Origin of the sequence: Spirosoma sp. KUDC1026, from assembly GCF_013375035.1 — a bacterium.
In the GTDB taxonomy this organism is placed as follows: domain Bacteria; phylum Bacteroidota; class Bacteroidia; order Cytophagales; family Spirosomataceae; genus Spirosoma.
In genome coordinates this window covers 4,468,656-4,492,075 of sequence record NZ_CP056032.1, presented here as the reverse complement: position 1 = coordinate 4,492,075, position 23,420 = coordinate 4,468,656, and the positions used below count along the sequence as shown (strand labels likewise).

Here is a 23,420-nt window from a genome sequence, read left to right as displayed (position 1 = left end):
CTTATGAAAGCAATCTGGAACGGTCAGACAATCGCTGAAAGTGACGATACGGTTGTGGTTGAAAACAATCATTACTTTCCAAAAGAAGCAGTGAAAGCAGAGTATCTTGTTGATAGCGCTACCCATACGACATGCCCCTGGAAGGGAATTGCATCTTATTACTCGCTATCGGTTGACGGCCAGGTTAATAAGGATGCTGCCTGGTATTATCCCGAACCCAAATCGGCGGCTGGCCAGATAAAAGATCGGATTGCCTTCTGGAAAGGAGTCAAGGTCGTTGACTAGCCGATGATCGAGATTCAGCATCTAACCAAACGGTTTGCGTCGCACATTGCGGTTGATAACGTATCAGTAAATGTTGGCCGGGGGGAGACATTGGTTCTGCTCGGAACCAGCGGCTGTGGCAAAACAACGACGCTGAAAATGATCAACCGACTAATCGAGCCAACCAGTGGTGCGATTCACGTCGATGGTGTTGACGTACGGCAGCAGAATGGCCCGGATCTCCGGCGACGTATCGGCTACGTCATTCAGGATGGCGGACTATTTCCGCATTACACCGTTGCCGAAGCCATTGCCACGGTGCCGAACCTGTTGGGCTGGGACAAAGAAAAAATTCGGACACGGACGCACGAATTGATGGCCAAGCTGCAACTGCCCGAAACCGCGCTGAATCGCTACCCGTCGGAGCTAAGCGGTGGACAGCGACAACGGGTCGGGCTGGCGCGGGCGCTGGCTACGCAGCCGCCTGTCGTACTCATGGATGAACCTTTTGGCGCCCTTGACCCGTTCACGCGTCGGCACGTGCGCCGGGAGCTGTTTGGCCTGAACGAACTAAAGGAAACGACGGTTGTGCTTGTCACGCATGACGTCAGCGAAGCTCTTGAATTAGCCGACCGAATCGCACTCATGGACAAGGGCCAGATTGTGCAGATTGGCTCACCTGACGAACTAGTAAACCAGCCTGTAAATGATTTCGTACGGGAGTTTCTTGACGAGAAGCCAATTCGTCTCGCTACCGGCCCTACCCGTTGACCCACGTAACGCTACACCATGCAGGAATTTTTTACGTTTGTTCAGGAGCACGCCGACAAACTACTGGAACAGACGTTGACGCATATCGGTCTGACGTTTATCTCGCTGCTACTGGCTTTGTTGATTGGCGTCCCATTAGGCATCCTGATTTCGCGGCAGACCCGGCTGGCGGGTAGTGTGCTGGGAGTCGCTGGCGTATTGCAGACTGTACCAAGCGTAGCCTTGCTGGGCTTTTTAATTCCTCTGCTCGGCATCGGCGTTGGTCCGGCGCTGGTCGCCCTGTTTTTATATGCCCTGCTGCCTATTATCCGGAACACATACGTCGGCATTACGGAAGTGAACCCGCTGGTGAAGGAAGCTGCGCGGGGGGTAGGCATGACTGATAATCAGATTCTGGCCAAGGTCGAAATGCCGCTGGCGCTGCCCGTCATTTTTGCGGGCGTACGTACCGCAACGGTTATCAATGTGGGCGTTGCCACGCTGGCGGCTTACGTAGCAGCCGGAGGACTCGGTGAGTTTATTTTTAGCGGCATTGCCCTGAGCAATGTGAGCATGATGCTGGCCGGGGCTATTCCGGCGGCTTTGCTGGCCGTTGGCTTTGATCTTGGTTTAGCCAGACTGCAACGCCTGTCGGTTCAAAAGCTGCGTATTGGGGCACTGGCGTTCCTGGTACTCGTGCCGATTCTGGCTCTGTCGGGTTTCCTAGCCGATAGGTCTGATAAACTTGTAACAGGGTTTGCGCATGAGTTTTACGGGCGTTCGGATGGTTACCCAGGCTTGCAGAAAACGTATGGTCTGAACGTAAACCCACGTCTGATCGACCAGAATTTGATGTACGAAGCCATTCAACGGAAGCAGGTCGACATTATCAGCGGCTATTCAACGGACGGACGTATCAAAGCGTTTAATCTACTCGTCCTGAACGATAACCGTCATGCGTTTCCGCCTTACGATGCCGCTCCGGTCGTCCGGCAGGCTACCCTGGATCGTTATCCTGATCTGGAGTCAACGCTGAATTTATTGGCAGGTAAACTGACTGATTCGGTGATGACCGAGTTGAATTACCGGGCCGACTATAAAAAGGAATCGCCGGAACAGGTAGCCCGTCAGTTTTTGCAGGCAACGGGTTTGTACAAAAATCCCGTACCCGGCGAACGGACCAACACGATTGTGATGGGCTCGAAAGTCTTTACGGAGCAGTATATTCTGGCTGAGATTTATCGGCAACTTATCGAGGGGCACACCAATCTGCGCGTTGCTTCCCGAACGGGGCTGGGCGGTACGCAAATCTGCTTCGACGCCCTTCGTACCGGCTCCATTGATTTTTACCCGGAGTACACGGGGACCGGCCTGTTGGTAATTCTCCAGCCTTCGGCAGCTGTATTGACGAACGTACCGATGCAGCCAAAACCGGTATACGACTTCGTGCAGGAACAGTTCAGAAAAAAGTATAAACTAAACTGGCTGAAACCGCTCGGCTTCAACAACAGTTATTCGCTGATGATGCGGCAAGAGCAGGCGCGTGCGCTGCACATCCGGTCGATTAGCGATCTGGTTAGCTATCTGCAAAAGTAAACTTGACTATTTCGTTGATAGTAGGTTTGGACAACGTCGAACATGAATCCATCTATCCGAAACTACACCGCGTCAGATCGCGACGCTTGCCGGTCTATTTTCGTCAGCAATATGCCTACTTTTTTCGCACCTGAAGAGCTGGCCGACTTTGAAAACTGGCTGGATGGTTATCGAAAAAAGGATGTATCAGACGACACGGTAGACGCGTATTTTGTGCTCGAAAACGACAGGCGGATACTGGCCTGTGGTGGGTACTTCCTGGAACTGTCCAGCCGACTGGCGACGATGACCTGGGGAATGGTTGCCAACGACCAGCACAGGAAAGGATACGGACGGCAGTTATTGCTGTACCGAATTGAGCAGATACGTACCCTGCTGCCGGACGCTGTCATTGCGCTGGATACCAGTCAGCATGCGTATCGTTTCTTTGAAAAGCTGGGATTTACGGTGCAGAAAATAACGCCCAACGGCTACGCTGAAGGGCTGGATCGCTACGATATGATAGCCAGTCAATGAGCATTTTACTGAACCGCTGCCGCCTGTAGCCCGGAGCGACGTAGCGTGCTCCGCAAGAGAAGCATGGCGAGTACCATCGCTACGCCACAGGCCATGCCCAGCACAGGCGCAGAAAAGAAAGGCTGCAGTTGCCCCGCCAGAAAAATACCGATAACGTCAGCCTGGTTGCTGAGCGCCATGTAGAAGGCGAATTGAGCGCCTTCGATGCCCCGACGACATAGCCCCATCAGCGTAGGCAGCGCTACGATACTGAAGATAGGCTCGAGGGTTTGCCGCACCACTAGTCCAGTTGTAGCAATGCCGTCGTTCGACCAGAATGGAGCCAACACCGAAAAGCCAATGTGGAGCGTGGCCATCAACAGCGTGATGCCCACCAGCATACGTTGTGCGCCAATAGCGTCGGCCAGCCAGCCGCCCAGCAAGGCGAGTAAGACGGCCAATAGTGTTCCGTACGTACCGCTCAGCACCGATACGGACGTATCACTCCAGCCTTCAAAACGAATCAGATGAATAAAATAGGCCCGTTGAAAGAGCCGCTCGCTGATGAAAACCAGGGCGATAGCACCGAATATAACCAGGTTTTGACGGGTGACGACGGCCTGCAGCAAGTTGCGAAGCAGAGGGCCGAATGAATCCGGTAACGTTGTTACGTGCGCATCATTCCGTACGTATCGTCGAACTGACAGAAAAGAATCGTCTGGTTGTTCGCGGATAAAAAACGTAATGATCGTGAAAAACAGCAAGATGGCTGATTGAATTAACGCAGCCGTATGGAAGCCATGGCTGCGAATCAGATAAGCCAGGCCAGCGGCCCCAATAGCCTGACCCATCACCATGCCGCATTTCATAAACCCATTGATCCGGCCCCGTTCACTGACCGGGCTGATGGTAATCGCAAGAGCATCAACGCTGACATCCTGCAGGGAGGCAAAAACACCGTGGCAGGCGAAAGCAAGGGCCAGGGCCGTGAATTCGCGGACCGGATCGCCGACCAGCAGAATCCCCAGCGACGCCAGCAGCGCAAAGCACTGCGCTCCCAGTACCCAGGGGCGTCGACGACCCATACGGGAGGACTGAAACCGGTCAACCAGTGGGCCCCAGACAAATTTGAACCCCCACGGCAGACCCACAACCGCGCCAAACGTACCCAGCGCCTGCGGAGTCAGCCCTTCGGCGGTGAGGTAGTTCGTGACCGCCGTCAGGGCAAAACCCGAAGGAATCCCCTGCATGATGTACAGGTACAGAAATGTTCCGTAACGAAGGGAGCGGCTCTGCGAAAGGACCGGAAGCGAAGAAGGCATACAATGCCTAAAAGCAGCGTTTGTCGGGAAAATACCTTACTTCTTGCTGACAAATCGATTTCCTTTCACGTAGTACCGGTAGGGCAGATCAACGCCCTGCGTCAGGCCGATGCGAGTGGTCGTCACCATGTCGAAATCATGGAGGACCGGCCCGCGAATGTAAACGTTACCCGTTACCAGCGAGGACGCGTTATCCCGTTTGCGGTCGATCCCCAGGGCAATAACCAGCTTGCCGGGGCCATTGGCCAGATTTCGCTGTCCATCGGCCGTAGTAGGGTCGATGGTGTTGTTCCGGTAGCGGGCAAAACCGGTTTTAAACGCTTCGTTACGTCGCAGCCCCATTAACGCCAGTCCCTCGGTTGGTTCGAGCGCCCGGATCAGCACCGCTTCGCCCACGCCCTCGGGAGCCGTAACGACGTTGATGCAGTTGTAATGGTTGTAAATCTGATAGACATATAGCGTACCCGCCGGGCCGAACATAGCCGCGTTTCGGGTGGTCTGACGCCGGTAGGCATGGCAGGCCGGATCGCCGACGATGTATCCTTCTGTCTCGACGATGATGCCCGCCGTTACACCTTCATCGGTTTCGTGCACCAGTTCGCAGCCAAGCAATAGCTGCGCCAGCGTCAGCGTATCGTGGTCCTGATAAAACGATTCGGGGAAGCGCTCTGACGTCATAACGTTGCGTTGAAAAGAATTTACTGAAAGGAATCAATACGAATACAATCCGCTCGTTTTAGGCCAAATGACTAATCAGATGAAAACGTATTTTACCGTATTTGTTTCCAGTTTCGTCCTGTTGGTTTTATTCGGTAGCTGTGAGCAGGAGGACTGCAATCGTACGGCTCAGCCGTATCTTTTCTTTACACTGACTGATCAAAACAATACGCCCATTCCGGTCAGTTCGTCTAACACCCGCGTGCAACTGGTATACAAAAATACCTTCACCGCTGCGATTGATACGGTGAAGGTTATTGGCCCCATTTCGCTCCCGGATAAATTTTCGTCTGCCGTATTTGCCAGTTCGGACGCGTTGGATCGCAGTACTCTGGCCGACTCTGCCTCGTATCGGGTACTGATCAATAAACAGCTTGTCGGGACCATGCGGCTGTCACCTTTCCGCCGGGACAACGCCTGTGATAATTGGACCTATACGGCCAATGTGCAGTTCAACGGACGTATTGCTGCAACCGCTGGCCCGACGAACGAAACGTTCTTGCTGCCCGTAACGCCCTAAATGACGTTCATGGTTTGCTCCTTGATCTTCTCCAGCTCGTCTTTCATCTGGACAACCAGCCGCTGAATAGCCGCATCGTTGGCTTTGGAGCCGATGGTGTTGATCTCACGACCAATCTCCTGCGAGATGAAGTTGAGTTTTTTACCATTGGCTTCTTCGGTGGCCAGCACTTCCAGGAAATACGTCAGGTGGTTTTTGAGCCGGACTTTTTCCTCCGAAATGTCGAACTTCTCAACGTAGTACACCAGCTCCTGCTCGAAGCGATTCTGATCGAAAGTCTCGCTGTCGAGTAGCTCTTTTACGTTCGCCAGCATCCGCTCACGTACGGCCGGAATTCGCCGGACGTCCTGCTCTTCAATGGCCGACAGTCTGTCGCTGATGGTTTGAATGTATTCCTGAAACTTACCTTCCAGAACCGCACCATCCTGCCGCCGAAATTCGTCACACCGGCGAATAGCTTCCTGAACGGCGTTGTGTACCGTAGCCCAGTCGTCGGTATCGGCTGTTGGGTCGGGCGATTCGGTCAGGTAGGCATTGGGTTGCTGCAGAGCCAGTTTCAGTACGTCGCTGTCAGAGACGTTCATCAACAGCCCGTTGGCCGTTTCTTTGATGTCGCTCACGTAAGCCGACACCAGCGGGCGGTTGATTGAAACGCCCGGCCGAACGGCATTCGTGCGGGTCAGATTGATTGATAACTCAACTTTACCCCGCTCTAACTGCTGCGTCAGGAGCGCGCGCAGTTCGATCTCTTTATCCGAAAACTGCCGGGGAATACGGCAGTAGATATCCAGAAATTTGGAGTTGAGTGTTTTCACTTCTGCCGTTGCCGACAGTCCATTGGCTTCAACGGTTGCGTTACCGAAGCCGGTCATGGATTTGAGCATAATTGGGGGAGTAAATGACGGTTGGTGGATGCTGGCGGCTGGTAAATTCCAGGCGCAACCAGCACCCACCTGATGAATTATTGTTTCTCGGCTGGTTGTTTTTTCAACGCATTGGCTTCCAATTCCATGTACTCTTTCCGCTGACGAGCGACGTCGACGGCGGTGTAGATAGCCTGAAGCATGGATGTTTCGTCGGCAATACCTTTGCCGGCAATGTCGTAGGCTGTGCCGTGATCGGGCGATGTACGTACGGCTGGCATACCCGCCGTAAAGTTGACCCCTTCCTCAAAAGCAATAGTCTTGAACGGAATCAATCCCTGGTCGTGGTACATGGCCAGTACGGCGTCGAATTTCAGATAACTGCGCGTACCGAAGAAACCATCGGCGGGGTAGGGACCAAACACCAGCTGGCCTTTGTTCCGCCATTCGTTAATGACTGGACGAATCACTTCCTGTTCTTCGTTGCCCAGCAGTCCTTCTTCGCCCGCGTGGGGGTTGAGACCCAGCACCGCAATTTTGGGTTTCTCGATGCCGAAATCCTGCTTCAGCGACCACATCATAAACGTGAGCTTCTGCGCAATCTTTTCCTTGGTGACGTTCTGGCGGACCCGACCCAAAGGTACGTGGCCGGTAACAACGCCCACGCGCAATGTATTGCTGACCAGGAACATCAGGTTGTCGGCGACGCCAAACTCCTGGGCCAGGTATTCAGTATGTCCCGGAAATTTGAACTCTTCCGACTGGATGTTGTACTTGTTGATTGGGGCGGTAACCAGCGCATCGATTTTACCTTCTTTCAAATCGTCGACGGCCCGCTGCAGGCAGACAAAAGCTGCCTGACCGGCTTCGGGGGTAACCTGACCCGGATTGATGTCCTGATTTTGATCGGGCCAGCAGGTAATGACGTTTGTCAATTTATGGCTAATCTGGCCAACCGTTGGGGCACTGTTCAGGTTCCAGTCCTTGAGATTAAGCAGGTTCCGGTACCGGTTCAGCACCCGCATAGAGCCGTAGATGACAGGAGTGCATATTTTTTGTAACCGATTGTACTGCAGCGCTTTTAAGATTACTTCAGGACCAATGCCGTTATAATCTCCCAGTGAAATGCCAATTACCAGACGGTCTTCGCGGCCTACAGATTCTGCAGCCGGGCCGTTATTCTCTGCGTCGAATGAGGACGCAAAGTTGTTTTCCCGTATTGATCCTTCCCGCTGAGGACGCCGATCCCGCTCACGATTTTGCTCGCGTTGTTGCGGCATGGATTGAGCATCCCGCTGGGCGTCACCACGCTGGGCGTCACCACGCTGGGCGTCACCACGCTGGGCGTCACCGCGTTGAGTGTTTTCCCGTTGACTTTCATTACGTTGTCCCTCTCCACGCGCGGTTTCGTTGCGCTGGGCTTCTGGCTGACGTGGCTCGTTACGTTGCTGACGATTCTCGCCCTGCCGTTGAGGATTCGGGTTTTGGTTACTTTCGCGTTGGGCGTCACTACGCTGGGCGTCACCACGCTGGGCGGCATCCCGCTGCCGGGATTCGTTCTGACGATTATCCTGATTACGGGGCGTCTGATTTGGAGCCCGGCTGCTTTCGCGCTGCGCGTCGTTACGCTGGCTGAAATTACGTTGAGCGTCACTACGGGGAGTATTGCTACGCTGGGCGTCACCACGCTGGGCGGCATCCCGCTGGGCGTCACTGCGCTGATTTGGTTCGTTTGACCGTTGTTCAGGATTCCGTGGCTGCTGGTTCTGCTCGCGTTGTCCGTTACGTGGATTCTGCTCACGTGGGGCCTCGTTCCGTTGCCCTTCTCCACGTTGTGTGTCATTACGCTGGGAACCATCACCACGTGGGCGCTGACGATTTTCGTTACGTTGTGCGTCTCCACGCTGGCTAACATCCCGTTGCGCGTCACCGCGTTGGGTTGCGTCATTCTGCTGGGCGTCACTACGCTGGGCGGCATCCCGTTGTTCCAATTGATGTAGATCTCCGGTGGGTGTTTCCGCGTTGGGCGTCACTACGCTGGGCGGCACCACGCCAGACTGACTAGCTGTGGAATCTGTGGCGTTCGTATGAATAGAGCCCGTTTGTTCGGTAGCCTGCGGCTGCTGAACGGGTTGATTCGTAGCCGGCTGCTCGGACGTTTCTACGCCGGGTGTTGAAGTAGGCTGCTGATCGCCTGAATCCTCTGGTTGGCGTTGTTCCATGTACTTTTATTAGTTTCGCCAAAAACTTCCGGTCCGGCGTTTTCTGGTCTTTCTAAGGAAAAAACCGGCGTTAAACCGGAAATTAATGCCTGCAAGTTACGAAAACCCTACGGATGTCCCAGACCCTGCTTTCCATTCTCATTGCCGACGAGATGCACCCGTCGTTATTCGCCATGCTCGACGAAGCTGGCTTCTCGTACGATTACCAACCCAAAATCACGCGGAGCGAGCTATTGGGCAAGCTGGCCGCTTTCGATGGATTGATCATTCGTAGTAAAACCACTATCGATAGCGAACTGTTAGACAAAGCGCCCAAACTGCAGTTCATTGGCCGGGCGGGGGCAGGGCTGGATCTGATTGATCTCGACGCGGTTCGGGAGCGGAACATCCAGGTTTTTCATGCTGGTACCGGTAACCGTGATGCCGTGGGCGAGCAGGCGGTTGGCATGTTGCTGGCGCTGCTGACCAATATCGTAAAAGCCGACCGAGAGGTACGTAATGGCATCTGGGATCGCGAAGGAAACCGGGGCTACGAACTGGGCAGCCTGACCGTTGGACTGATCGGTTACGGCAATAACGGACAGGCTACGGCGCGTCGGCTCAGCGGATTTGGTTGTCAGGTACTAGCCTACGATAAGTTCCGCACAGATTATAGTAATCAGTACGCCCAAGAAGCCTCTCTGGAACAACTCATGAACCAGGCCGACGTGATCAGTCTGCACATTCCCCTGACGGACGAAACGCGGATGATGATCAACGATGTGTTTATTGGACAGATGGGAAAACCATTCTACCTGATAAACGTAGCCCGGGGCGAAATTACGTCCTTGTCGGCGCTGGTGCGTGGCTTGGAAAACGGCAGCGTGCGCGGGGCCTGTCTGGACGTGCTGGAGAATGAAAAACTGGGCAAACTCACTCCCGAACAGCAGGCATCCTTTGAGTACCTGCGCCAGTCTGATCGCGTGATTCTGACTCCGCACATTGCTGGTTGGACCCACGAGAGCTACGTCCGGATCAACGAGGTGCTGGTGCGGCAACTGGTCGAAGCCGGACTGGCTTAGTTCCGGAACAGGACGAAATTAGCCGTTGAGCAGGTCGTGCCTGCCTCGCTGATCAGGCAAATAGGTCCAATGTCGGCGCCGGTCGGTACCGTAATACGTAATGATGTGCCTTCGAGCACAAACTTGGCGGGTGTGGTACCATTGTTAAACCGGACATCCTTCACGGTATCCAGGTTCTGACCGGTCAGCACGATCTGCGCGCCGATAGACGCCAGCTTGGGCGTGAAATCGGTAATCGTTACGCTCTTAACGATGGTGAAATCGTCCGTATTAACGGCTACGTTGGTCGCGTTCACGATCCGGAGCGGGCCAGTTTTGGCGTCGGCTGGTACCAGCACCCAGCGTTCGGTGTCTTCGTTCTTGCCATCGTTAGCGGCCGGTGCTGCTGAACCGGTAAAGTAAACCTGAGCGTCCTGCAGGTAATTTCCTTTGATCGTAACCCGATCGCCGATCTTCCCTTTTGTCGGAGCAATGGACGTAACGAGAGGCTGCTGCACCACAACCAGCGGTCGGGCCGAGACCGCGGAGCCCGCACGGTTCGTGACCGTAATGACGCCACTGACCCCGGTTGTAACGGGAACGTTAACCAGCAGACCCGTTCCTTCGTAGCGCGTAGTGATGGGAACCGACTCTCCGGCAACTTTGACGTCGGTAATCCGGTACAGATCCTGCCCTGAGATGGTAATGGGCTGCCCCCGCAACTGACGGGCGGGAGTAAAGGTGATGTTACTGGGCGCTTCATAATACAGGAATCGATCGGCGGCCGTTGCTGTACCGCCAGCGCTGACGGCCGACACTGCAACGGTCGCCGAGCCTGCCAATACCGGAACGGTCACTTCAATCTGTGTATCGTTCAGCAGCCGGAACGTAGCGGGTGTATCGCCGAAGTTCACCCGGGTAATATCACGAAGGTTCAGACCGTTCAGAACAATCTTATCTCCGGCAATACCGTCGCGGGCACTGAGACTCGTCAGGGCTGGCTGCTGAACGATTTTGAGCGTGTCGGTACTGGTAGCAATCAATCGCTCAAAAACCGTTACCGTCACCTGGCCCGTAGTCGCATTAGTCGGTACGACGGCTTTGATTTGGGTATCGGTAATAACGTTCTGATTGCGGTCGGTCGTTAGTCCATTGATGGCGACGACACCATTAAGGAGGTTGGTGCCCTGAATAACAAGCTGTCCGCCGGGCCTGATTTCTTTGGGTGAGATAGTGGTGACGGTTGGCGTACCGGCAACGATGAATGGATAGGTAAGCTGACCGCCTGAGGTCTCAACAACCAGCGTGTGTGGCCCCCTCGCCAGCGTAGCCGGGACCGTAACTATTATCCGCTGCGCTGAACTACTGTCTTTGATAACGGCAATGGTATTCTCAAAACGAACCCGTTGAAATTGACTGAGGTAGTCACCGCTCAGAACAATGTCGGTACCCGCGAGAGCATTGCCGGGTGTGACACCGGTCAGTACCGGAGGAGGTTGCAGGACAGACAGGGGCAGCGGATCGGTGGTGCCTTCGCTCGTACGGACGCGAACGGGGTGCTGCTGGGGGCGTATGTGAGGAACGGTAATCTGGATTGTCGATTCGTCGCTGCTGACCACCGAGGCCGAAACCGCCGTCGTTGATTCGCCAACCATGACCACCGGCTCGCGCCCAAACTGATAGCCGCTCAGGGTAACCTGCTGACCAATATAGGATCTTGCCGGCGTCAGACTTACCAGCTCCGGAGGGGTATTTTGAACCCGGCAGCTCGCTAAACCAGCCAGCAGAGAAACCGCAGTAAAAAAAGAAAGAATGAATCGCATACGGAGATACCGGTGCGCATCTCACCGGTAAGACTTGTAAAATTAGCCATTTTTAGCGTCGAAAAACCATTTCTTTCGAAAGCCTGTTATCCAGAAGGACAACCTGGTCCAGTAATCGCCCGCATTTGAATGAACTACCGCAGCCTGAAATCATCAAATTTATTGAAGATCACTACGCTTGGCGAACTGAAAGCCGCTGGCTACCAATCCCGCTCCATCAAGCAGGAACTACGTGATAATCTGATTGAAAAAATAAAAGCAAAAGAAGTGGTCTTCCCCGGTATCTGGGGGTACGAAGATACGGTTATTCCTGACGTAGAGCGGGCCATTCTGTCTATGCACCACATCAACCTGCTAGGGTTGCGCGGACAGGCAAAGACCCGGATCGCCCGGCAGATGATCAACCTGCTGGACGAATACATTCCGGTCGTGGCCGGGTCGGAACTGAACGACGATCCGCTGGCACCACTCTCGCGTTTTGCCCACGATCTGATCACTGAGAAGGGGGATGCAACGCCAATTGAATGGCTGCACCGCAGTGACCGTTACACCGAAAAACTGGCTACTCCCGATGTATCGGTAGCCGACCTGGTAGGGGATGTGGATCCCATCAAAGCCGCTACGCTGAAACTGCCGTATTCGGATGAGCGAACCATTCACTACGGTCTGATTCCCCGGTCGCATCGGTGTATTTTCGTGATAAACGAATTGCCCGATCTGCAGGCCCGTATTCAGGTATCACTGTTCAATATCCTGCAGGAAGGTGACATACAGATTCGTGGTTTCAAACTACGCCTGCCGCTCGATATTCAGTTCGTGTTCACCGCCAACCCGGAAGATTACACGAACCGGGGCAGCATCGTAACGCCGTTGAAAGACCGGATCGACTCGCAGATTGTAACTCACTACCCCAAATCCATCGAGATCGGGAAGAAAATCACTCAGCAGGAAGCCATTGTCAAAACAGAGCAGAAGGGCATGGTGAAAACCAATGACCTTGTCGCCGACTTGATCGAACAGATCGCCCTCGAAGCGCGGGAAAGCGAATACGTCGATGCCAAGAGCGGTGTATCGGCCCGGATGACGATTTCGGCCTACGAGAACCTGCTTTCATCGGCTGAGCGTCGCGCCCTGCTGAACGGCGAGAAGGAAACGTACGTACGTATCGCCGACCTGTACGGCGTCGTACCGGCCATCTGTGGTAAAGTCGAACTGGTCTACGAAGGAGAGGTTGAAGGACCAGTCATCGTGGCGCAGAACCTGATCGGGAAAGCCATCCGGAACCAGTTCCTGCAGTATTTCCCGAATCCGGAGAAAGCCAAGAAAGACAAGCGCGGTAACCCTTACAAAAAGGTGACTGACTGGTTTGGCGATGGCAACACGATGGATATCCTGAACGATCTGACAAACCGGGATTATGAAGCTCGCTTAAAAACGATCGACGGTCTCGACGACCTGATCGATCAGTTTCAGGCTCGCCTGAGCAAATCCGAAAAACTGTTCATGATGGAGTTTGCGCTGCATGGTCTGGCCGAACACTCGCTGGTGGGCAAGAAAGCCATGGATACGGGCCAGTCGTTCAAGGACTTACTTGGCTCCATGTTTAACCCCGACGGTGGGTTCGGAGAAGAGGAGGAGGACGAAGACGAGGATGATCGGTACTGATTGACCGCCCCATTATTAAACGGGAAGCTGATAACCAGCTTCCCGTTTTTTATTCAATTACGACGGCAGTGCCGTTGGCGGACACCATCAGCATCGAGCCATTTCCTCCGACAGTCTGGTAATCAAGGTCCACACCGATTATTGCGTTGGCACCGAGCCGGGTCGCCTGATCCATCATTTCCTTGACGGCAATGCTTTTTGCCTCCCGCAGCCACTGCTCATAAGTACTTGAACGGCCGCCAACGATATCGCGAACGTTAGCGAAAAAATCTTTGACCAGATTGGCCCCGATGATGGCTTCGCCGTTGACCAGACCGACGTACTGTTTAATGTGCTTTCCTTCGATAGTTGAGGTAGTTGTAATGAGCATAGGCTGAGTTTTTCACCCAAACTTACCCATTTTTAGTGACATCGTTTTCAACACATGAACAGATGCTGCCGGCAGATTCCACGACCGGTAAATCGATTGGGATGAGCGGTAAAATAAGTTGCCTGCTTTGTGGATAGAAATTGGTGAACTGTCTGCTTACTACGTAATTAATAGACGAATTTGGGTGACATACGGTCCAGTATGGCCTGATAATTGATTTACAATCAGCACAATGCTGTTCCGTAACTACCGTAGATAAATTGGTTTATTGAGTTGTAGAAACAAACAGCCCGGATCTAAATAGGTCCGGGCTTGTTTTTGAAGCTTTGTCTGGCAGGGAATTTTAACGCTGTTGATTGTTCACGTATAAACAGGCTAGTTATTGGAGATTCAATTCGAAGAACAGGAGATAAAGCAGATTCGCCACTTTTTGAGTCAGGTCAATGCTGCTGAAATCCGGGAGCAGTCTACCGATGGGTCGCAGATTTTTCCTGAGTGGATGACCATTTTTCTGCTGTTGAGGAAATTACTGGCCTATGGTGTCTATTACGTTGCGCAGCCGAAGCCGGAAGTCAGCTATCAGAATCTACAGCGTATATCGACCAAGCCACAGGACATGCTAATGGCGGTTCAAACACATAGCCACGTATTTGACAGGCTGCTCGCTACCTACGTAGCGCGGCAGAAAGGGACCGAATCATAATGGATCTCCTTCACTCGGACCCTCTTTGACGACTGAATTCTATTAGCAGACGGAATGCGTGATTACTAATCCTTATTTGATGGGCGTCTGCACAGTGGCAAATTTTGCCATATGAAAACGACACGAACGGAAGAATTTGTTACGACAGACATTGCCATTATTGGCGCTGGCCCCGTAGGACTTTTTGCTGTATTTGAAGCGGGCTTACTCAAGATGCGCTGCCATCTTATCGACGCGCTCCCTCAGGTAGGCGGACAGTTGTCGGAAATATATCCTCAAAAGCCAATTTATGACATTCCAGGATTCCCGTCCATAACGGCTCAGGCACTTATTGATGGCCTGATGGAACAAATAGAACCGTTTAAGCCTGGCTTTTCACTAGGCGAACGGGTTGATAGACTGCAGCAGACTTCTGACAAGCGCTTTATTATTCATACGAACGAGGGGACAACCATTCAGGCCAAGGTGGTGGTCATTGCGGGCGGGCTGGGTTGTTTCGAGCCTCGTAAACCAGAAATATCAGGCCTCGACCTGTTCGAAGGGAAAGGGGTCAATTACATGGTTAAAAATCCTGAACTCTACCGGGGCCGGAAGGTAGTTCTTTCGGGAGGAGGAGATTCGGCGCTCGACTGGACGCTTTTCCTGGCCACTATTGCCGAACGGGTTACGCTGGTACACCGGGGCGAAACCTTTCGTGGTCATCCTGACTCCGCAGAAAAGGTCTTTCAACTGGCCCGGCAGGGAACGATCGATCTGTTGTTACAGAGCCAGATTACTTCACTTGGCGGAAACGGTCATCTGCAGACGGTAACTGTAACCGATAAGCAGAAAAATGCGTCGGTACTGGAGGCCGATTATCTGATACCCCTTTTTGGCCTGACGCCCAAGTTAGGTCCTATCGCCAACTGGGGGCTGGGCATCGATAACTCCGCCCTGCTGGTCAACGTCCACGACTACTCTACCAACGTTGACGGAATCTATGCCATTGGCGATATTAATACGTATCCGGGTAAGTTAAAACTTATCCTATGCGGCTTTCACGAAGGAGCACTGATGGCCCAGAGCGCGTTCAAACACGTCTATCCGGATCAGAAACCGAGTTTTAAATACACGACCGTCAACGGGGTAAACGCTTTTTGACATGATTCAGATTACAGTCGAAGACAGACAGGGATCCGTTCGGGATGTACGGCTCGATGGCTACGTTGGTCAGAGTCTGATGGAAACCCTGAAAGGGGAGGGGTACGATATGCGGGCTACCTGTGGTGGTTTGGCCCTGTGCGCCGATTGCCATTGTCTGATCCTGGCAGGTGAACGCGACCTGGAACCGGCCAAAGATGCCGAGCTTATAACGTTGGATACCCGGCCGGATGCACAGGATAATAGTCGATTGTCCTGTCAGATACGCGTAGCAGACCAACTTGACGGAATAAATATCCGTTTAATGGGCTACGCAGATTGACCCGATTGATTACCTGACGACTAAAAAAGAAAGCGACCACCAGCCGATTCGTTTGACTCTTCTCAAACAAACTTTTACGCCTATCTGCTGGCTGAATTGTCGGGGGCTTTCTTTATTCTTGCTTTACATTACGCCACTTATAGAATGCTATGCAGTTACTTAAAGAGCTACTAAAAGCCATAGGCACAGGTCTATTAATCTGCGTGTTACTAGCTATCTTCTTCATACTTATGATTTTTATACCCATATGGTATGAGGAATCGTAGGCGGCTAAGCGGCAGCAGCACCTGTTTCGATGTCCCGGGAGCGCAGGTATTTGTAGAGTGTCATTTTCGAGATGCTCAACTGTGGGGCGATCTCCTGCATGGAATATGTATCCTCCCGGTATAGGCTCCCGGCAACCCGGGTTTTCAGACTTACCAAGCCTTTTCTTCGAGGTCAGAGACCAGCCGCACTAGGTGTGGGAGGGAATGGCTGAGTCGGTTGAAGCGGGCCACCACAATAGGTATCCCCGGGGCGAGGTTCGGAGAGCAGCACACCGAGGGCAGGTCGTGCAGTGATCTTATCCTGAAAAATTTCGTGGTAGCCGATCTGCTGAAGGGCGTCGAGCTAGGTGGTTAGGTTCTGGGCTTGTGTCGAAACGCTGGCGTACCCGAAAAGGCGGTTCATAGCAGTCCGTCGCTATAGGGTCAAAAGCTTGGTTTTATAAAGATAATAAAATGAAACCTTATGACCATACATCTTGGCTCCTCTTTAGAACCTACGTTGAACCGGGTATAGTGTGAAGTACGACGGGGCCAGAAAGGTGTGACTTATTGAACCTTGGCTTTGAAAAGCAATTGAGTTAATTGAAAACAGTTAATTGACGGATTTATATAAAACGGAGATACAACCTACAGAAGGGAACATCGGTCTCACAAACTCAGCCATATCACTTAAAATCATACTTTGTTTCGTGAGATGACAATTTGAGATTAGGCGAAGCTATATTTAGTGTAAATAGTGGGAATTAGGTAACCGTCGCTCAAAATGGGCGTTTTGTAAGACGTTTTTTCAACGACATGTGCGGCTAGCGAAAAGATGAATAGTAGATCAGATTGTGGCTTTCTACTCATTAGACCGTCCTCATAAGTGTCTTAACCCCCTGAATGACTGGACAAAATTGTAAAAACAGTTTAGTCCTTTTACATTCAGATACCATGAGCAAATTAAGGCGGAGTTTTACTCCCGATGACCGCTATTCTATCGTCCAGGAAGCCATTCGTGACGGCCATGCCGAGACTTGTCGAAAATACAATCTATCTCCTTCGCTGCTGCGCAAGTGGAAATTGAAGTATTTGAGTAAAGGCAAAGAAGGCCTCAAAGATTCTTACGCACGCGTCGATCCCCAGCTTCGAGTGCTCGAAGAAGAAAATGAACGCCTGAAGCGGATTGTAGCAAAACAAGCTTTGGAACTGGAGATCAAAAGTGAGCTACTAAAAAAAACTCCTATTCACTCCAGGAGAAGCTAGCACTCATGAAACAGTTTGAAAATCAAGTAAGTCGTACCCTGTTATGCCAGTGGCTTAGTGTACCTCGGAGCGTGTTTTACTACCAACCACAATCAGGTAGACCTGGAGCACGCCCCAGCCAGGTAACCATGAAACGGGATGGATCGTGGGTAGACAACCAACTGGTCGTGGTCAGTATTCGGCAACTGCTGGATGTTGAGTTCAATGCCCTTGGCTACGAATACATCACCCACGAGTTGAAAAAAGAATACTTAATCAATAAGAAAAAGGTGTATCGACTCATGCAAGAGCATAATTTACTTCTGGGCAAAGTGATCCGACCGATGGGCAAGCGGGAATTTGTTAAATTCAGACGAATCGAAGCGACCAAGCCCTTGGAATACCTGTGCTGGGATATCAAATACGTCTGGGTAGAAGGGGAACGGCGGAATTACTATCTGTTGAGCGTCATTGATGTGTATAGCCGCAAAATTCTGGATTGGCTATTCCAAGGCAGTATTCGTCAAATCGACTTAATCAATCTTTTTCGACGAATCAACCGGAATCATGAACTGAAGGGCGTCATTTTGCGCAATGATAATGGCAGTCAATTCATTGCTCACTCGGTACGTAACTTTTTGAAAAGCTCCGAAATCAAGCAGGAATTCACTCATGTGGCCACCCCTGAAGAGAACTCGTACATTGAAGCTTTTCACAGCATTCTAGAACATGATGTGATCGAGCGCAATGTATTTGACAGCTATTATGAGGCCAAAGAAATGTTAGGGCGTTATTTTTTCCATTACAACAATCACCGTCTTCATCGTTCGATTGGTTTTGTAACACCTCAGCAGAAATGGGAGGAAGCACAGGTAATTTACGACACAACCTTTTCAGAAAATTTGTCCAGCTAATAGGGGGCTAAGACAATAAGTCGTTACAGCTTATGACAGCCACCGAGTATCGGCAGGCGAATTAAAAATCACTCAAACTGGCTCGCTAGATGGAGTGAGGACAATGGAAAGAAACTTTGTGCCGATAAGAAGGTGGTGAAAGAAATGAATAATTGGCTCATTTTAGCGTTACTGGTGCTTTGTTCCTCCTGTTGTGATACTCACATAGAAGTCATATATAAATATGAGAGTACAGTAATTAAGCGAGTGGATGAATGCGGAATATCCACTTTTTATTACGGTGGAATTTCGAGCAAGTCTCCGAAAGTGTGGGCTAAATATTCGGGAATTAACGATGGCTTTGCCGGATATTTGGTATTTGGCAAAGACGGTAAAGTAACGCTGCTTTCCGGTGATGGTTATTTTCAATCGGCAAATAATAGTACAAATAAATTTGCTTATAAAGAAGTTGGCTCTGGAGACGTATCACTCGGTAAAGGAGTTTATTACATTATGCTTGCTACCAAAGTTGAAAGAAAAAGGAATGCCAATACGGGAAGCGGTGTAAAGGTTACTTACGATGATTAGAACACTTTGTATTAAACTGAGGTCCTTCTAAATGCTGGGCTACTTAACCTTACAAGCGATCGTTTATTGATATGGTTAACGCATAAGTAATTTCATACGTTACTTATCATAATTGCACTTATACAACAGAACGTATGATCAAGTCGAAGTACATCTCAGACGTATTAGAATTACTCTTAGATGGTGATGACAATGGAAAAGCAGCTAAATCACAAATCCCTTTCTTAAGCGACATAAACTGTGAGTATACTAACGGTGGGGGTGTATTTATCAGCTTCTCACATTCAGCAGAGATCGTTGCTTATCGACTTGCTCAAGATAACATTGTTCTTAATGGCGTGACTATTAATTCGCCAGAGCTAGAAATTGGTGCTGACGCTACCGTTTTTTTAACAAATGGTATTATTGATTATTTAGAAATTTGGTCATTTGATGGGAATTACCCCAATCATGAACTGACGAATTATACCCTAAAGCAAGCATGGAAAGATTCACTAGGCAGAGTGATAAATGAGAATAAGTAATAAGTAGGCAATGGTATTTTGTACTAATTCCCTTTTAAACGATAAAAAGTATTAACCCTCATTCTTCCTTTATTCTCATAACATAATCGGAGTTATAAATTCGTACTTATCCTCGTTTTTAAATAATTGTAAATGCAGCATTCGGTAAGACAGATAGAAGAAAAATTAGTTTCTATTTCGGAAGATGACACTATTGAGATCAGCCTAAAACAGCTTTTGTTTGTATACAAAGCTATTGAAGAGTGGAGAGACTATTTTCACAATGACGCTCATTATCCAACTCTCGAAGAAGTTAAAAAATATATTGGCAATAGAGATCAAGGTATGTACTCAGTTTTAGACCATATCTATCTCAAAATATTCGACAATGTATTTTCTGAGGATATGGAAGATCTTTAATAAAGACTATTCTTAATATACTGATTGATAAGCTATCAATATCACTTTATCTAAACCTGCTGTATAATCACACTTACGTAGAGGGATTTCTTTCAGGGAAAAGATAATTACAGTAAAATTATTTTTATAGAATAAATATATTTTTTTGATTTTTATTTTTTAGCTAATAGGATTACGTTTTTGAAAACAGTATTAGAATACAGATTCAATCCTAGAGTTTCATTTTTATATATGCCAACTTCTTCTTTAGTCTCTGAATCGTAAATTATAATTCCTCGATCTACCTGATCCTCTTTTTCCAAATTACCAAAGAAATTATACTTGATTCTGCGAGGGTCTGGTTGACCCGGCAGCACTACTTGAATCCCAACAAGTGCATTATCAAGCTTCATCACCTTGATACTTCCAACTTGTGCTAAGCTAACATCTTTGTAGCTATCATTTCTTAATAATCGCTTTCCATCAAAACTACCTTGATATATTTTGTATGTGCCTTCTATTGTCTACACTGCGCCCTTAGAACTGGACCACTTTACTGAATAACGAAATTGTTAGTTGATCTGATTTCCTACTTGGTTTGACTGCTTTTTATTCCCTTTAATACCTCTTCAGGCGTTCGATAATTCAGCGACTGGTGAAAGCGCCGACAGTTATAAAACTCGAAATAAGCTTGTAAGCCTGCCTCTAACTGCCAGCCATCCTGGTAGGCTTTCAGATAAATATCCTCATATTTTACGCTTCGCCAAAGCCGCTCTACGAATATGTTGTCCAATGCCCGCCCTTTGCCGTCCATTGAGATGCGAATGTTCTGATCGAGCAGGACACTTGTAAAATCATCCGAGGTAAATTGACTGCCTTGATCGGTGTTAAAAATCTCGGGTTGAGGATAGCTCCCTAAGGCCTTTCGTAACACGCCACAACACCAATCAGCCTCCATGGTGTTGGAAACGGACCAACTTAATACGTATCGACTATACAGATCGATGATGGCCATCAGGTACATATATCCGGTCGCCATGGGTACATAGGTAATGTCAGTAGCCCAAACTTGGTGGACCCGCACAATGACCAACCCCCGCAGCAAATAGGGATAAATTCGGTGGCCTATGGCCGGTTTCGAGGTGTTTATTTTAGGATAAATGGCTTCTATGCCAAGTATTTGCATGAGACGCCGAACGCGTTTGTGATTGACACAATAGCCTGCCTTTGCCAGGGCTACCTGCATCTTGCGGTACCCGTACTGCGGAGTTAGCAGGTACTGCTCATCCAGCAAACGCATCAGTAGTAAATCGTCTGATGTGGCTACTACCGGTTGGTAGTAATAGGTTGAGCGGGGCAATCCTACCCACTGGCATTGTTGGCGAATGCTAGTTGATAAAGCTGCATCAAGCAGTGATCGTCGCTGCGAAAGACTCATGGCGTCAACTTTTTTTTGAAAAAAGTCAGTTCCATTTGTAATCGTCCAATCTGCTCATAGAGCAAGGCGGTTTCGGGTTCTGCGTTGGTCGATGTGGGTTTGCAACCTGCCTCGAAAACGGAAGCGGCCCCCTGTAGGAATTGCCGCTTCCAGTCACTGATCTGATTCGGATGAAGCTCGTGGCGTTTGCTGATGACAGCCAATGTATCCTTTTCTTTAAGGACTTCAAGTACTACCTTGAGTTTGAATTCAGAGGTAAATTTACGTTTGCTCTTGCCTTTCATACGGGACTAAATTTAGCCCGTTATCCAATTTAATTAGTGGTCTTAAAAACGGGGCGCACTATAGTCTGGGCTAAATCTTCTTCCCTCTTACTAGAGTAACAAGAGAATAAACAGTGCACGTGAAGCAGGATAAAGAGTAGATACTTCATAGGTCGTGTTGTATTAGTGCAGTTATGTTGGCCAAGGTACGAAATTACTCCTGGGTTAGCCATCTCATGAAACGCTCATTTTTATATCCGTTCAACTAAACCAATAACATAATAAGCACCAGTATTCAACTTTGCATCTGGAGAACGTTCTGATTCAAGAGAAGAATCAATTCCTAGAATTTGACACTTCTCTTACCTAAATGGTATCTTTGTATAAAAAGGATTAGTATGATATCTGTTCATCCGCAATACATCAAAGATGCCAATGGCAATCCGTCCTTGGTTGTGCTGCCTGCCCAAGAGTTCGAATCCATGATGGAAGAGCTGGAGGAACTGGAGGATATTCGCTTGTATGACGAAGCAAAGAAAGAGGACACCGGCGAACGCATGCTGTTTTCAGACTATCTGAAGAGACGCCAAGTGAAGCATGCCTAGTTAGACCATCGTCATTACGTCTAAAGCGTAAAAGCAGCTCGACAAGTTTTCTGACCATGTTGTCGCCCCGATCCTGGAAGCCATTGCCAATTTGGCCGAGAATCCACGCCCAAGCGGATGCAAAAAATTGAAAGGACGAGATGGTTACCGAATCCGAACCGGAAATTATCGGATCATCTACGAGATTTTTGACACGGAATTGATTATCGACGTGGTCGCGGTGGGCCACCGAAAAGATATTTACGAATAGTAGCCGGATCAGACCTTTTTGCTGATGAATCCCCAATATTGAGTATCAATTTTCGCTTCCTATATAAACCAGCGCCACGACAAGGTAGTCGTGGTATTTCTTTTGGTTGATGTCCATAAGCCTAGAACAACTGTAGAACAGAGTATGCCTCTGTCTCTATAAACCGGCGTTTCGGGAGATGTTCGTCAGGTGTTAGGTGAAAAAGACCTTTCAGTTATACCGTTTCATCAAAACACGCAACGCCCTCGAGGCTGTATGGTTAACTTGAGCCATGATCGTTTTGCTAACTCAGTAAGCCTGAACACGCATGAACAACGCCTGCCTTCTGACAACACTGGTTTTGCTATCTGCTGCCTTAATTAGCCAAGGCCAAAGCCCCCCTAAGCCCGCCAACACCGCCAGCCAGCAGGAGGCCATGACCCAACTCCTTGACTTTTCGCGACCAGGCCCTAACCATGCTCTTCTGGCGAGGCTTGTCGGTACTTGGGCTTTTCAAGACAAGAACTTACCCTTTGTCAAAGGCACTATTGTTCGGAAGCTCATTTACGAAGGCCGCTTTTGTGTCGTGGAGATTACGGGGGGTAAATTGCAAATACCCATCGCTGAAGGACAGATGAAACTAGAGAACTATCAGGGAATGGAAATTGAAGGGTATGATAATGTAGCACACAAATTTGTTACGACATCGATCAATAACCACATTGGTAGCGGTATTACCAAGCAAAGCGGGGGCTACGACCCTAAAACCAACTCGTTTACCTACGATTGGGACAGTGAATTAAGACCGGGTTTGACTCATAAAAACAGGAAAGTTTTGACCGTTCTGGATGAGTCTCATTACACTGAAGAGTATTACGAGGAGCAAAATGGCACTAGTCCTGGTAAGAAGGTACGGGAGTTGATTTATAGCCGAGTGCCCGTTAAGTGACTCTAGTGAGCTGATTCATCGGCTGTATGGGCAGGATGAGAGGTGGTTAAAAAAGCGTGTGAGTGCCATCGATCTGGCGCGTCTCAGGTTGTTGGTTTCGTTATTAGTCCCTGGCTCGCGTCTCACAAAATCGCTCCCTAAAATGAGACAGCATTTCTTAGTGTTATGATTCACATTATATAAAGAAGAAGCCCGGCCGATGCGGCCGGGCTTCTTTGCTTACTTCTTCTTCCGTTTCTTCATCTCCTTGC

The 23,420-nt window shown here is 49.9% G+C and carries 27 protein-coding genes; 18 read left to right on the top strand and 9 right to left on the bottom strand.

Translation table 11 applies throughout. The annotated features are described in order from the left end of the window. The first annotated feature begins 3 nt into the window (after positions 1–3). From HU175_RS18860 to HU175_RS18845, 4 genes are read left to right on the top strand one after another with little or no spacing between them, the layout of a single operon-like run. The gene (locus tag HU175_RS18860) at positions 4–285 is read left to right on the top strand and encodes a DUF427 domain-containing protein (RefSeq protein WP_176568050.1); all 282 of its coding nucleotides are present in this window, start codon (positions 4–6) and stop codon (positions 283–285) included. Between the two features lie 3 nt (positions 286–288). Then, positions 289–1,035: an ABC transporter ATP-binding protein gene (locus HU175_RS18855; RefSeq protein ID WP_176568049.1), complete on the top strand. Its 747-nt coding sequence runs from the start codon at positions 289–291 to the stop codon at positions 1,033–1,035. An 18-nt stretch (positions 1,036–1,053) separates the two neighbouring features. Further along, positions 1,054–2,610, top strand: a complete 1,557-nt coding sequence (locus HU175_RS18850; RefSeq protein WP_176568048.1) for an ABC transporter permease/substrate-binding protein — start codon at positions 1,054–1,056, stop codon at positions 2,608–2,610. A gap of 42 nt (positions 2,611–2,652) precedes the next feature. Next, a complete protein-coding gene (locus tag HU175_RS18845; protein WP_176568047.1) occupies positions 2,653–3,126 on the top strand; it encodes a GNAT family N-acetyltransferase in 474 nt (157 codons plus the stop codon). 5 nt (positions 3,127–3,131) lie between these two features. Here HU175_RS18845 and HU175_RS18840 read toward each other — a convergent pair whose 3' ends face one another. Beyond that, positions 3,132–4,427, bottom strand: a complete 1,296-nt coding sequence (locus HU175_RS18840; RefSeq protein WP_176568046.1) for an MFS transporter — start codon at positions 4,425–4,427, stop codon at positions 3,132–3,134. A gap of 36 nt (positions 4,428–4,463) precedes the next feature. Beyond that, on the bottom strand, positions 4,464–5,105 hold the full coding sequence (locus HU175_RS18835; protein ID WP_176568045.1) for a DNA-3-methyladenine glycosylase: 642 nt from the start codon (positions 5,103–5,105) through the stop codon (positions 4,464–4,466). A 79-nt stretch (positions 5,106–5,184) separates the two neighbouring features. Here HU175_RS18835 and HU175_RS18830 point away from each other — a divergent pair, with 79 nt between their 5' ends. Continuing rightward, positions 5,185–5,664 carry a hypothetical protein gene (locus HU175_RS18830; protein WP_176568044.1) on the top strand — a complete coding sequence of 160 codons (480 nt, stop codon included), beginning with the start codon at positions 5,185–5,187 and terminating at the stop codon, positions 5,662–5,664. Here HU175_RS18830 and HU175_RS18825 read toward each other — a convergent pair. Together HU175_RS18825 and pdxA are read right to left on the bottom strand one after the other, a co-directional pair. Further along, a complete protein-coding gene (locus HU175_RS18825; protein WP_176568043.1) occupies positions 5,661–6,548 on the bottom strand; it encodes a YicC/YloC family endoribonuclease in 888 nt (295 codons plus the stop codon). The genes HU175_RS18830 and HU175_RS18825 overlap by 4 nt on opposite strands. A gap of 77 nt (positions 6,549–6,625) precedes the next feature. Beyond that, a complete protein-coding gene (gene pdxA / locus HU175_RS24875) occupies positions 6,626–8,749 on the bottom strand; it encodes a 4-hydroxythreonine-4-phosphate dehydrogenase PdxA (protein ID WP_228724210.1) in 2,124 nt (707 codons plus the stop codon). Between the two features lie 113 nt (positions 8,750–8,862). Here pdxA and HU175_RS18815 point away from each other — a divergent pair, with 113 nt between their 5' ends. After that, positions 8,863–9,810, top strand: coding sequence for a 2-hydroxyacid dehydrogenase (locus HU175_RS18815; protein WP_176568042.1), 948 nt, complete (start codon positions 8,863–8,865; stop codon positions 9,808–9,810). On the opposite strand, the gene HU175_RS18810 is transcribed toward HU175_RS18815, so the two are convergent. Then, entirely contained in the window at positions 9,807–11,612 is a 1,806-nt protein-coding gene (locus HU175_RS18810) for an IPT/TIG domain-containing protein (protein WP_176568041.1), read from the bottom strand. The two genes, HU175_RS18815 and HU175_RS18810, sit on opposite strands and share 4 nt — an antisense overlap. A gap of 129 nt (positions 11,613–11,741) precedes the next feature. Here HU175_RS18810 and HU175_RS18805 point away from each other — a divergent pair, with 129 nt between their 5' ends. After that, positions 11,742–13,277, top strand: coding sequence for a magnesium chelatase (locus tag HU175_RS18805; RefSeq protein ID WP_176568040.1), 1,536 nt, complete (start codon positions 11,742–11,744; stop codon positions 13,275–13,277). Positions 13,278–13,326: 49 nt separating this feature from the next. Here HU175_RS18805 and HU175_RS18800 read toward each other — a convergent pair whose 3' ends face one another. Then, a complete protein-coding gene (locus tag HU175_RS18800; RefSeq protein WP_176568039.1) occupies positions 13,327–13,647 on the bottom strand; it encodes a heavy metal-binding domain-containing protein in 321 nt (106 codons plus the stop codon). Positions 13,648–14,029: 382 nt separating this feature from the next. On the opposite strand from HU175_RS18800, the gene HU175_RS18795 reads away from it, so the two are divergent. The 3 genes from HU175_RS18795 to HU175_RS18785 all read left to right on the top strand — a co-directional run bounded on the left by HU175_RS18795 (position 14,030) and on the right by HU175_RS18785 (position 15,812). After that, positions 14,030–14,350: a hypothetical protein gene (locus HU175_RS18795; RefSeq protein ID WP_176568038.1), complete on the top strand. Its 321-nt coding sequence runs from the start codon at positions 14,030–14,032 to the stop codon at positions 14,348–14,350. A gap of 111 nt (positions 14,351–14,461) precedes the next feature. After that, positions 14,462–15,490, top strand: coding sequence for an NAD(P)/FAD-dependent oxidoreductase (locus HU175_RS18790; protein ID WP_176568037.1), 1,029 nt, complete (start codon positions 14,462–14,464; stop codon positions 15,488–15,490). A 1-nt stretch (position 15,491) separates the two neighbouring features. Beyond that, positions 15,492–15,812 (top strand): 2Fe-2S iron-sulfur cluster-binding protein, encoded by a 321-nt coding sequence (locus HU175_RS18785; RefSeq protein ID WP_176568036.1) that lies wholly within the window; start codon positions 15,492–15,494, stop codon positions 15,810–15,812. A 270-nt stretch (positions 15,813–16,082) separates the two neighbouring features. On the opposite strand, the gene HU175_RS24980 is transcribed toward HU175_RS18785, so the two are convergent. Then, positions 16,083–16,178: a hypothetical protein gene (locus HU175_RS24980; protein WP_176568035.1), complete on the bottom strand. Its 96-nt coding sequence runs from the start codon at positions 16,176–16,178 to the stop codon at positions 16,083–16,085. Positions 16,179–17,011: 833 nt separating this feature from the next. On the opposite strand from HU175_RS24980, the gene HU175_RS18775 reads away from it, so the two are divergent. The 5 genes from HU175_RS18775 to HU175_RS18755 all read left to right on the top strand — a co-directional run bounded on the left by HU175_RS18775 (position 17,012) and on the right by HU175_RS18755 (position 19,706). Further along, positions 17,012–17,323 carry a transposase gene (locus HU175_RS18775; protein WP_176566244.1) on the top strand — a complete coding sequence of 104 codons (312 nt, stop codon included), beginning with the start codon at positions 17,012–17,014 and terminating at the stop codon, positions 17,321–17,323. A gap of 5 nt (positions 17,324–17,328) precedes the next feature. Further along, positions 17,329–18,216: an IS3 family transposase gene (locus tag HU175_RS18770; protein WP_176566243.1), complete on the top strand. Its 888-nt coding sequence runs from the start codon at positions 17,329–17,331 to the stop codon at positions 18,214–18,216. Positions 18,217–18,360: 144 nt separating this feature from the next. Further along, positions 18,361–18,783 carry a hypothetical protein gene (locus tag HU175_RS18765; protein ID WP_176568034.1) on the top strand — a complete coding sequence of 141 codons (423 nt, stop codon included), beginning with the start codon at positions 18,361–18,363 and terminating at the stop codon, positions 18,781–18,783. Positions 18,784–18,917: 134 nt separating this feature from the next. Further along, a complete protein-coding gene (locus HU175_RS18760) occupies positions 18,918–19,307 on the top strand; it encodes a hypothetical protein (RefSeq protein WP_176568033.1) in 390 nt (129 codons plus the stop codon). A gap of 132 nt (positions 19,308–19,439) precedes the next feature. Beyond that, positions 19,440–19,706 carry a hypothetical protein gene (locus HU175_RS18755; RefSeq protein ID WP_176568032.1) on the top strand — a complete coding sequence of 89 codons (267 nt, stop codon included), beginning with the start codon at positions 19,440–19,442 and terminating at the stop codon, positions 19,704–19,706. A 152-nt stretch (positions 19,707–19,858) separates the two neighbouring features. Here HU175_RS18755 and HU175_RS18750 read toward each other — a convergent pair whose 3' ends face one another. Next, positions 19,859–20,098 (bottom strand): hypothetical protein, encoded by a 240-nt coding sequence (locus HU175_RS18750; protein ID WP_176568031.1) that lies wholly within the window; start codon positions 20,096–20,098, stop codon positions 19,859–19,861. A 176-nt stretch (positions 20,099–20,274) separates the two neighbouring features. Then, a protein-coding gene (locus HU175_RS18745) for an IS3 family transposase (RefSeq protein WP_410528567.1) occupies positions 20,275–21,407 on the bottom strand; the annotation gives its coding sequence in 2 pieces (ribosomal slippage) (positions 20,275–21,152 and positions 21,152–21,407; 1,134 coding nt in all). 377 nt (positions 21,408–21,784) lie between these two features. Between HU175_RS18745 and HU175_RS18735 the strand changes: the two genes are divergently transcribed. The 3 genes from HU175_RS18735 (at position 21,785) to HU175_RS18725 (ending at position 23,169) form a co-directional block, all read left to right on the top strand. After that, positions 21,785–21,991 (top strand): hypothetical protein, encoded by a 207-nt coding sequence (locus HU175_RS18735; RefSeq protein ID WP_176568030.1) that lies wholly within the window; start codon positions 21,785–21,787, stop codon positions 21,989–21,991. 91 nt (positions 21,992–22,082) lie between these two features. Then, positions 22,083–22,241 carry a type II toxin-antitoxin system RelE family toxin gene (locus HU175_RS25135; RefSeq protein ID WP_218037006.1) on the top strand — a complete coding sequence of 53 codons (159 nt, stop codon included), beginning with the start codon at positions 22,083–22,085 and terminating at the stop codon, positions 22,239–22,241. A gap of 307 nt (positions 22,242–22,548) precedes the next feature. Next, on the top strand, positions 22,549–23,169 hold the full coding sequence (locus HU175_RS18725; protein WP_176568029.1) for a DUF1579 family protein: 621 nt from the start codon (positions 22,549–22,551) through the stop codon (positions 23,167–23,169). Positions 23,170–23,420: the final 251 nt, after the last annotated feature.

Coding starts and splice junctions, on each gene's coding strand:
- HU175_RS18860 (WP_176568050.1), top strand. CDS start 4: ATGAAAGCAATCTGGAACGGTCAGACAATCGCTGAAAGTGACGATACG.
- HU175_RS18855 (WP_176568049.1), top strand. CDS start 289: ATGATCGAGATTCAGCATCTAACCAAACGGTTTGCGTCGCACATTGCG.
- HU175_RS18850 (WP_176568048.1), top strand. CDS start 1,054: ATGCAGGAATTTTTTACGTTTGTTCAGGAGCACGCCGACAAACTACTG.
- HU175_RS18845 (WP_176568047.1), top strand. CDS start 2,653: ATGAATCCATCTATCCGAAACTACACCGCGTCAGATCGCGACGCTTGC.
- HU175_RS18840 (WP_176568046.1), bottom strand. CDS start 4,427: ATGCCTTCTTCGCTTCCGGTCCTTTCGCAGAGCCGCTCCCTTCGTTAC.
- HU175_RS18835 (WP_176568045.1), bottom strand. CDS start 5,105: ATGACGTCAGAGCGCTTCCCCGAATCGTTTTATCAGGACCACGATACG.
- HU175_RS18830 (WP_176568044.1), top strand. CDS start 5,185: ATGAAAACGTATTTTACCGTATTTGTTTCCAGTTTCGTCCTGTTGGTT.
- HU175_RS18825 (WP_176568043.1), bottom strand. CDS start 6,548: ATGCTCAAATCCATGACCGGCTTCGGTAACGCAACCGTTGAAGCCAAT.
- pdxA (WP_228724210.1), bottom strand. CDS start 8,749: ATGGAACAACGCCAACCAGAGGATTCAGGCGATCAGCAGCCTACTTCA.
- HU175_RS18815 (WP_176568042.1), top strand. CDS start 8,863: ATGTCCCAGACCCTGCTTTCCATTCTCATTGCCGACGAGATGCACCCG.
- HU175_RS18810 (WP_176568041.1), bottom strand. CDS start 11,612: ATGCGATTCATTCTTTCTTTTTTTACTGCGGTTTCTCTGCTGGCTGGT.
- HU175_RS18805 (WP_176568040.1), top strand. CDS start 11,742: ATGAACTACCGCAGCCTGAAATCATCAAATTTATTGAAGATCACTACG.
- HU175_RS18800 (WP_176568039.1), bottom strand. CDS start 13,647: ATGCTCATTACAACTACCTCAACTATCGAAGGAAAGCACATTAAACAG.
- HU175_RS18790 (WP_176568037.1), top strand. CDS start 14,462: ATGAAAACGACACGAACGGAAGAATTTGTTACGACAGACATTGCCATT.
- HU175_RS18785 (WP_176568036.1), top strand. CDS start 15,492: ATGATTCAGATTACAGTCGAAGACAGACAGGGATCCGTTCGGGATGTA.
- HU175_RS24980 (WP_176568035.1), bottom strand. CDS start 16,178: ATGCAGGAGATCGCCCCACAGTTGAGCATCTCGAAAATGACACTCTAC.
- HU175_RS18775 (WP_176566244.1), top strand. CDS start 17,012: ATGAGCAAATTAAGGCGGAGTTTTACTCCCGATGACCGCTATTCTATC.
- HU175_RS18770 (WP_176566243.1), top strand. CDS start 17,329: ATGAAACAGTTTGAAAATCAAGTAAGTCGTACCCTGTTATGCCAGTGG.
- HU175_RS18765 (WP_176568034.1), top strand. CDS start 18,361: ATGAATAATTGGCTCATTTTAGCGTTACTGGTGCTTTGTTCCTCCTGT.
- HU175_RS18760 (WP_176568033.1), top strand. CDS start 18,918: ATGATCAAGTCGAAGTACATCTCAGACGTATTAGAATTACTCTTAGAT.
- HU175_RS18755 (WP_176568032.1), top strand. CDS start 19,440: ATGCAGCATTCGGTAAGACAGATAGAAGAAAAATTAGTTTCTATTTCG.
- HU175_RS18750 (WP_176568031.1), bottom strand. CDS start 20,098: ATGAAGCTTGATAATGCACTTGTTGGGATTCAAGTAGTGCTGCCGGGT.
- HU175_RS18735 (WP_176568030.1), top strand. CDS start 21,785: ATGATATCTGTTCATCCGCAATACATCAAAGATGCCAATGGCAATCCG.
- HU175_RS18725 (WP_176568029.1), top strand. CDS start 22,549: ATGAACAACGCCTGCCTTCTGACAACACTGGTTTTGCTATCTGCTGCC.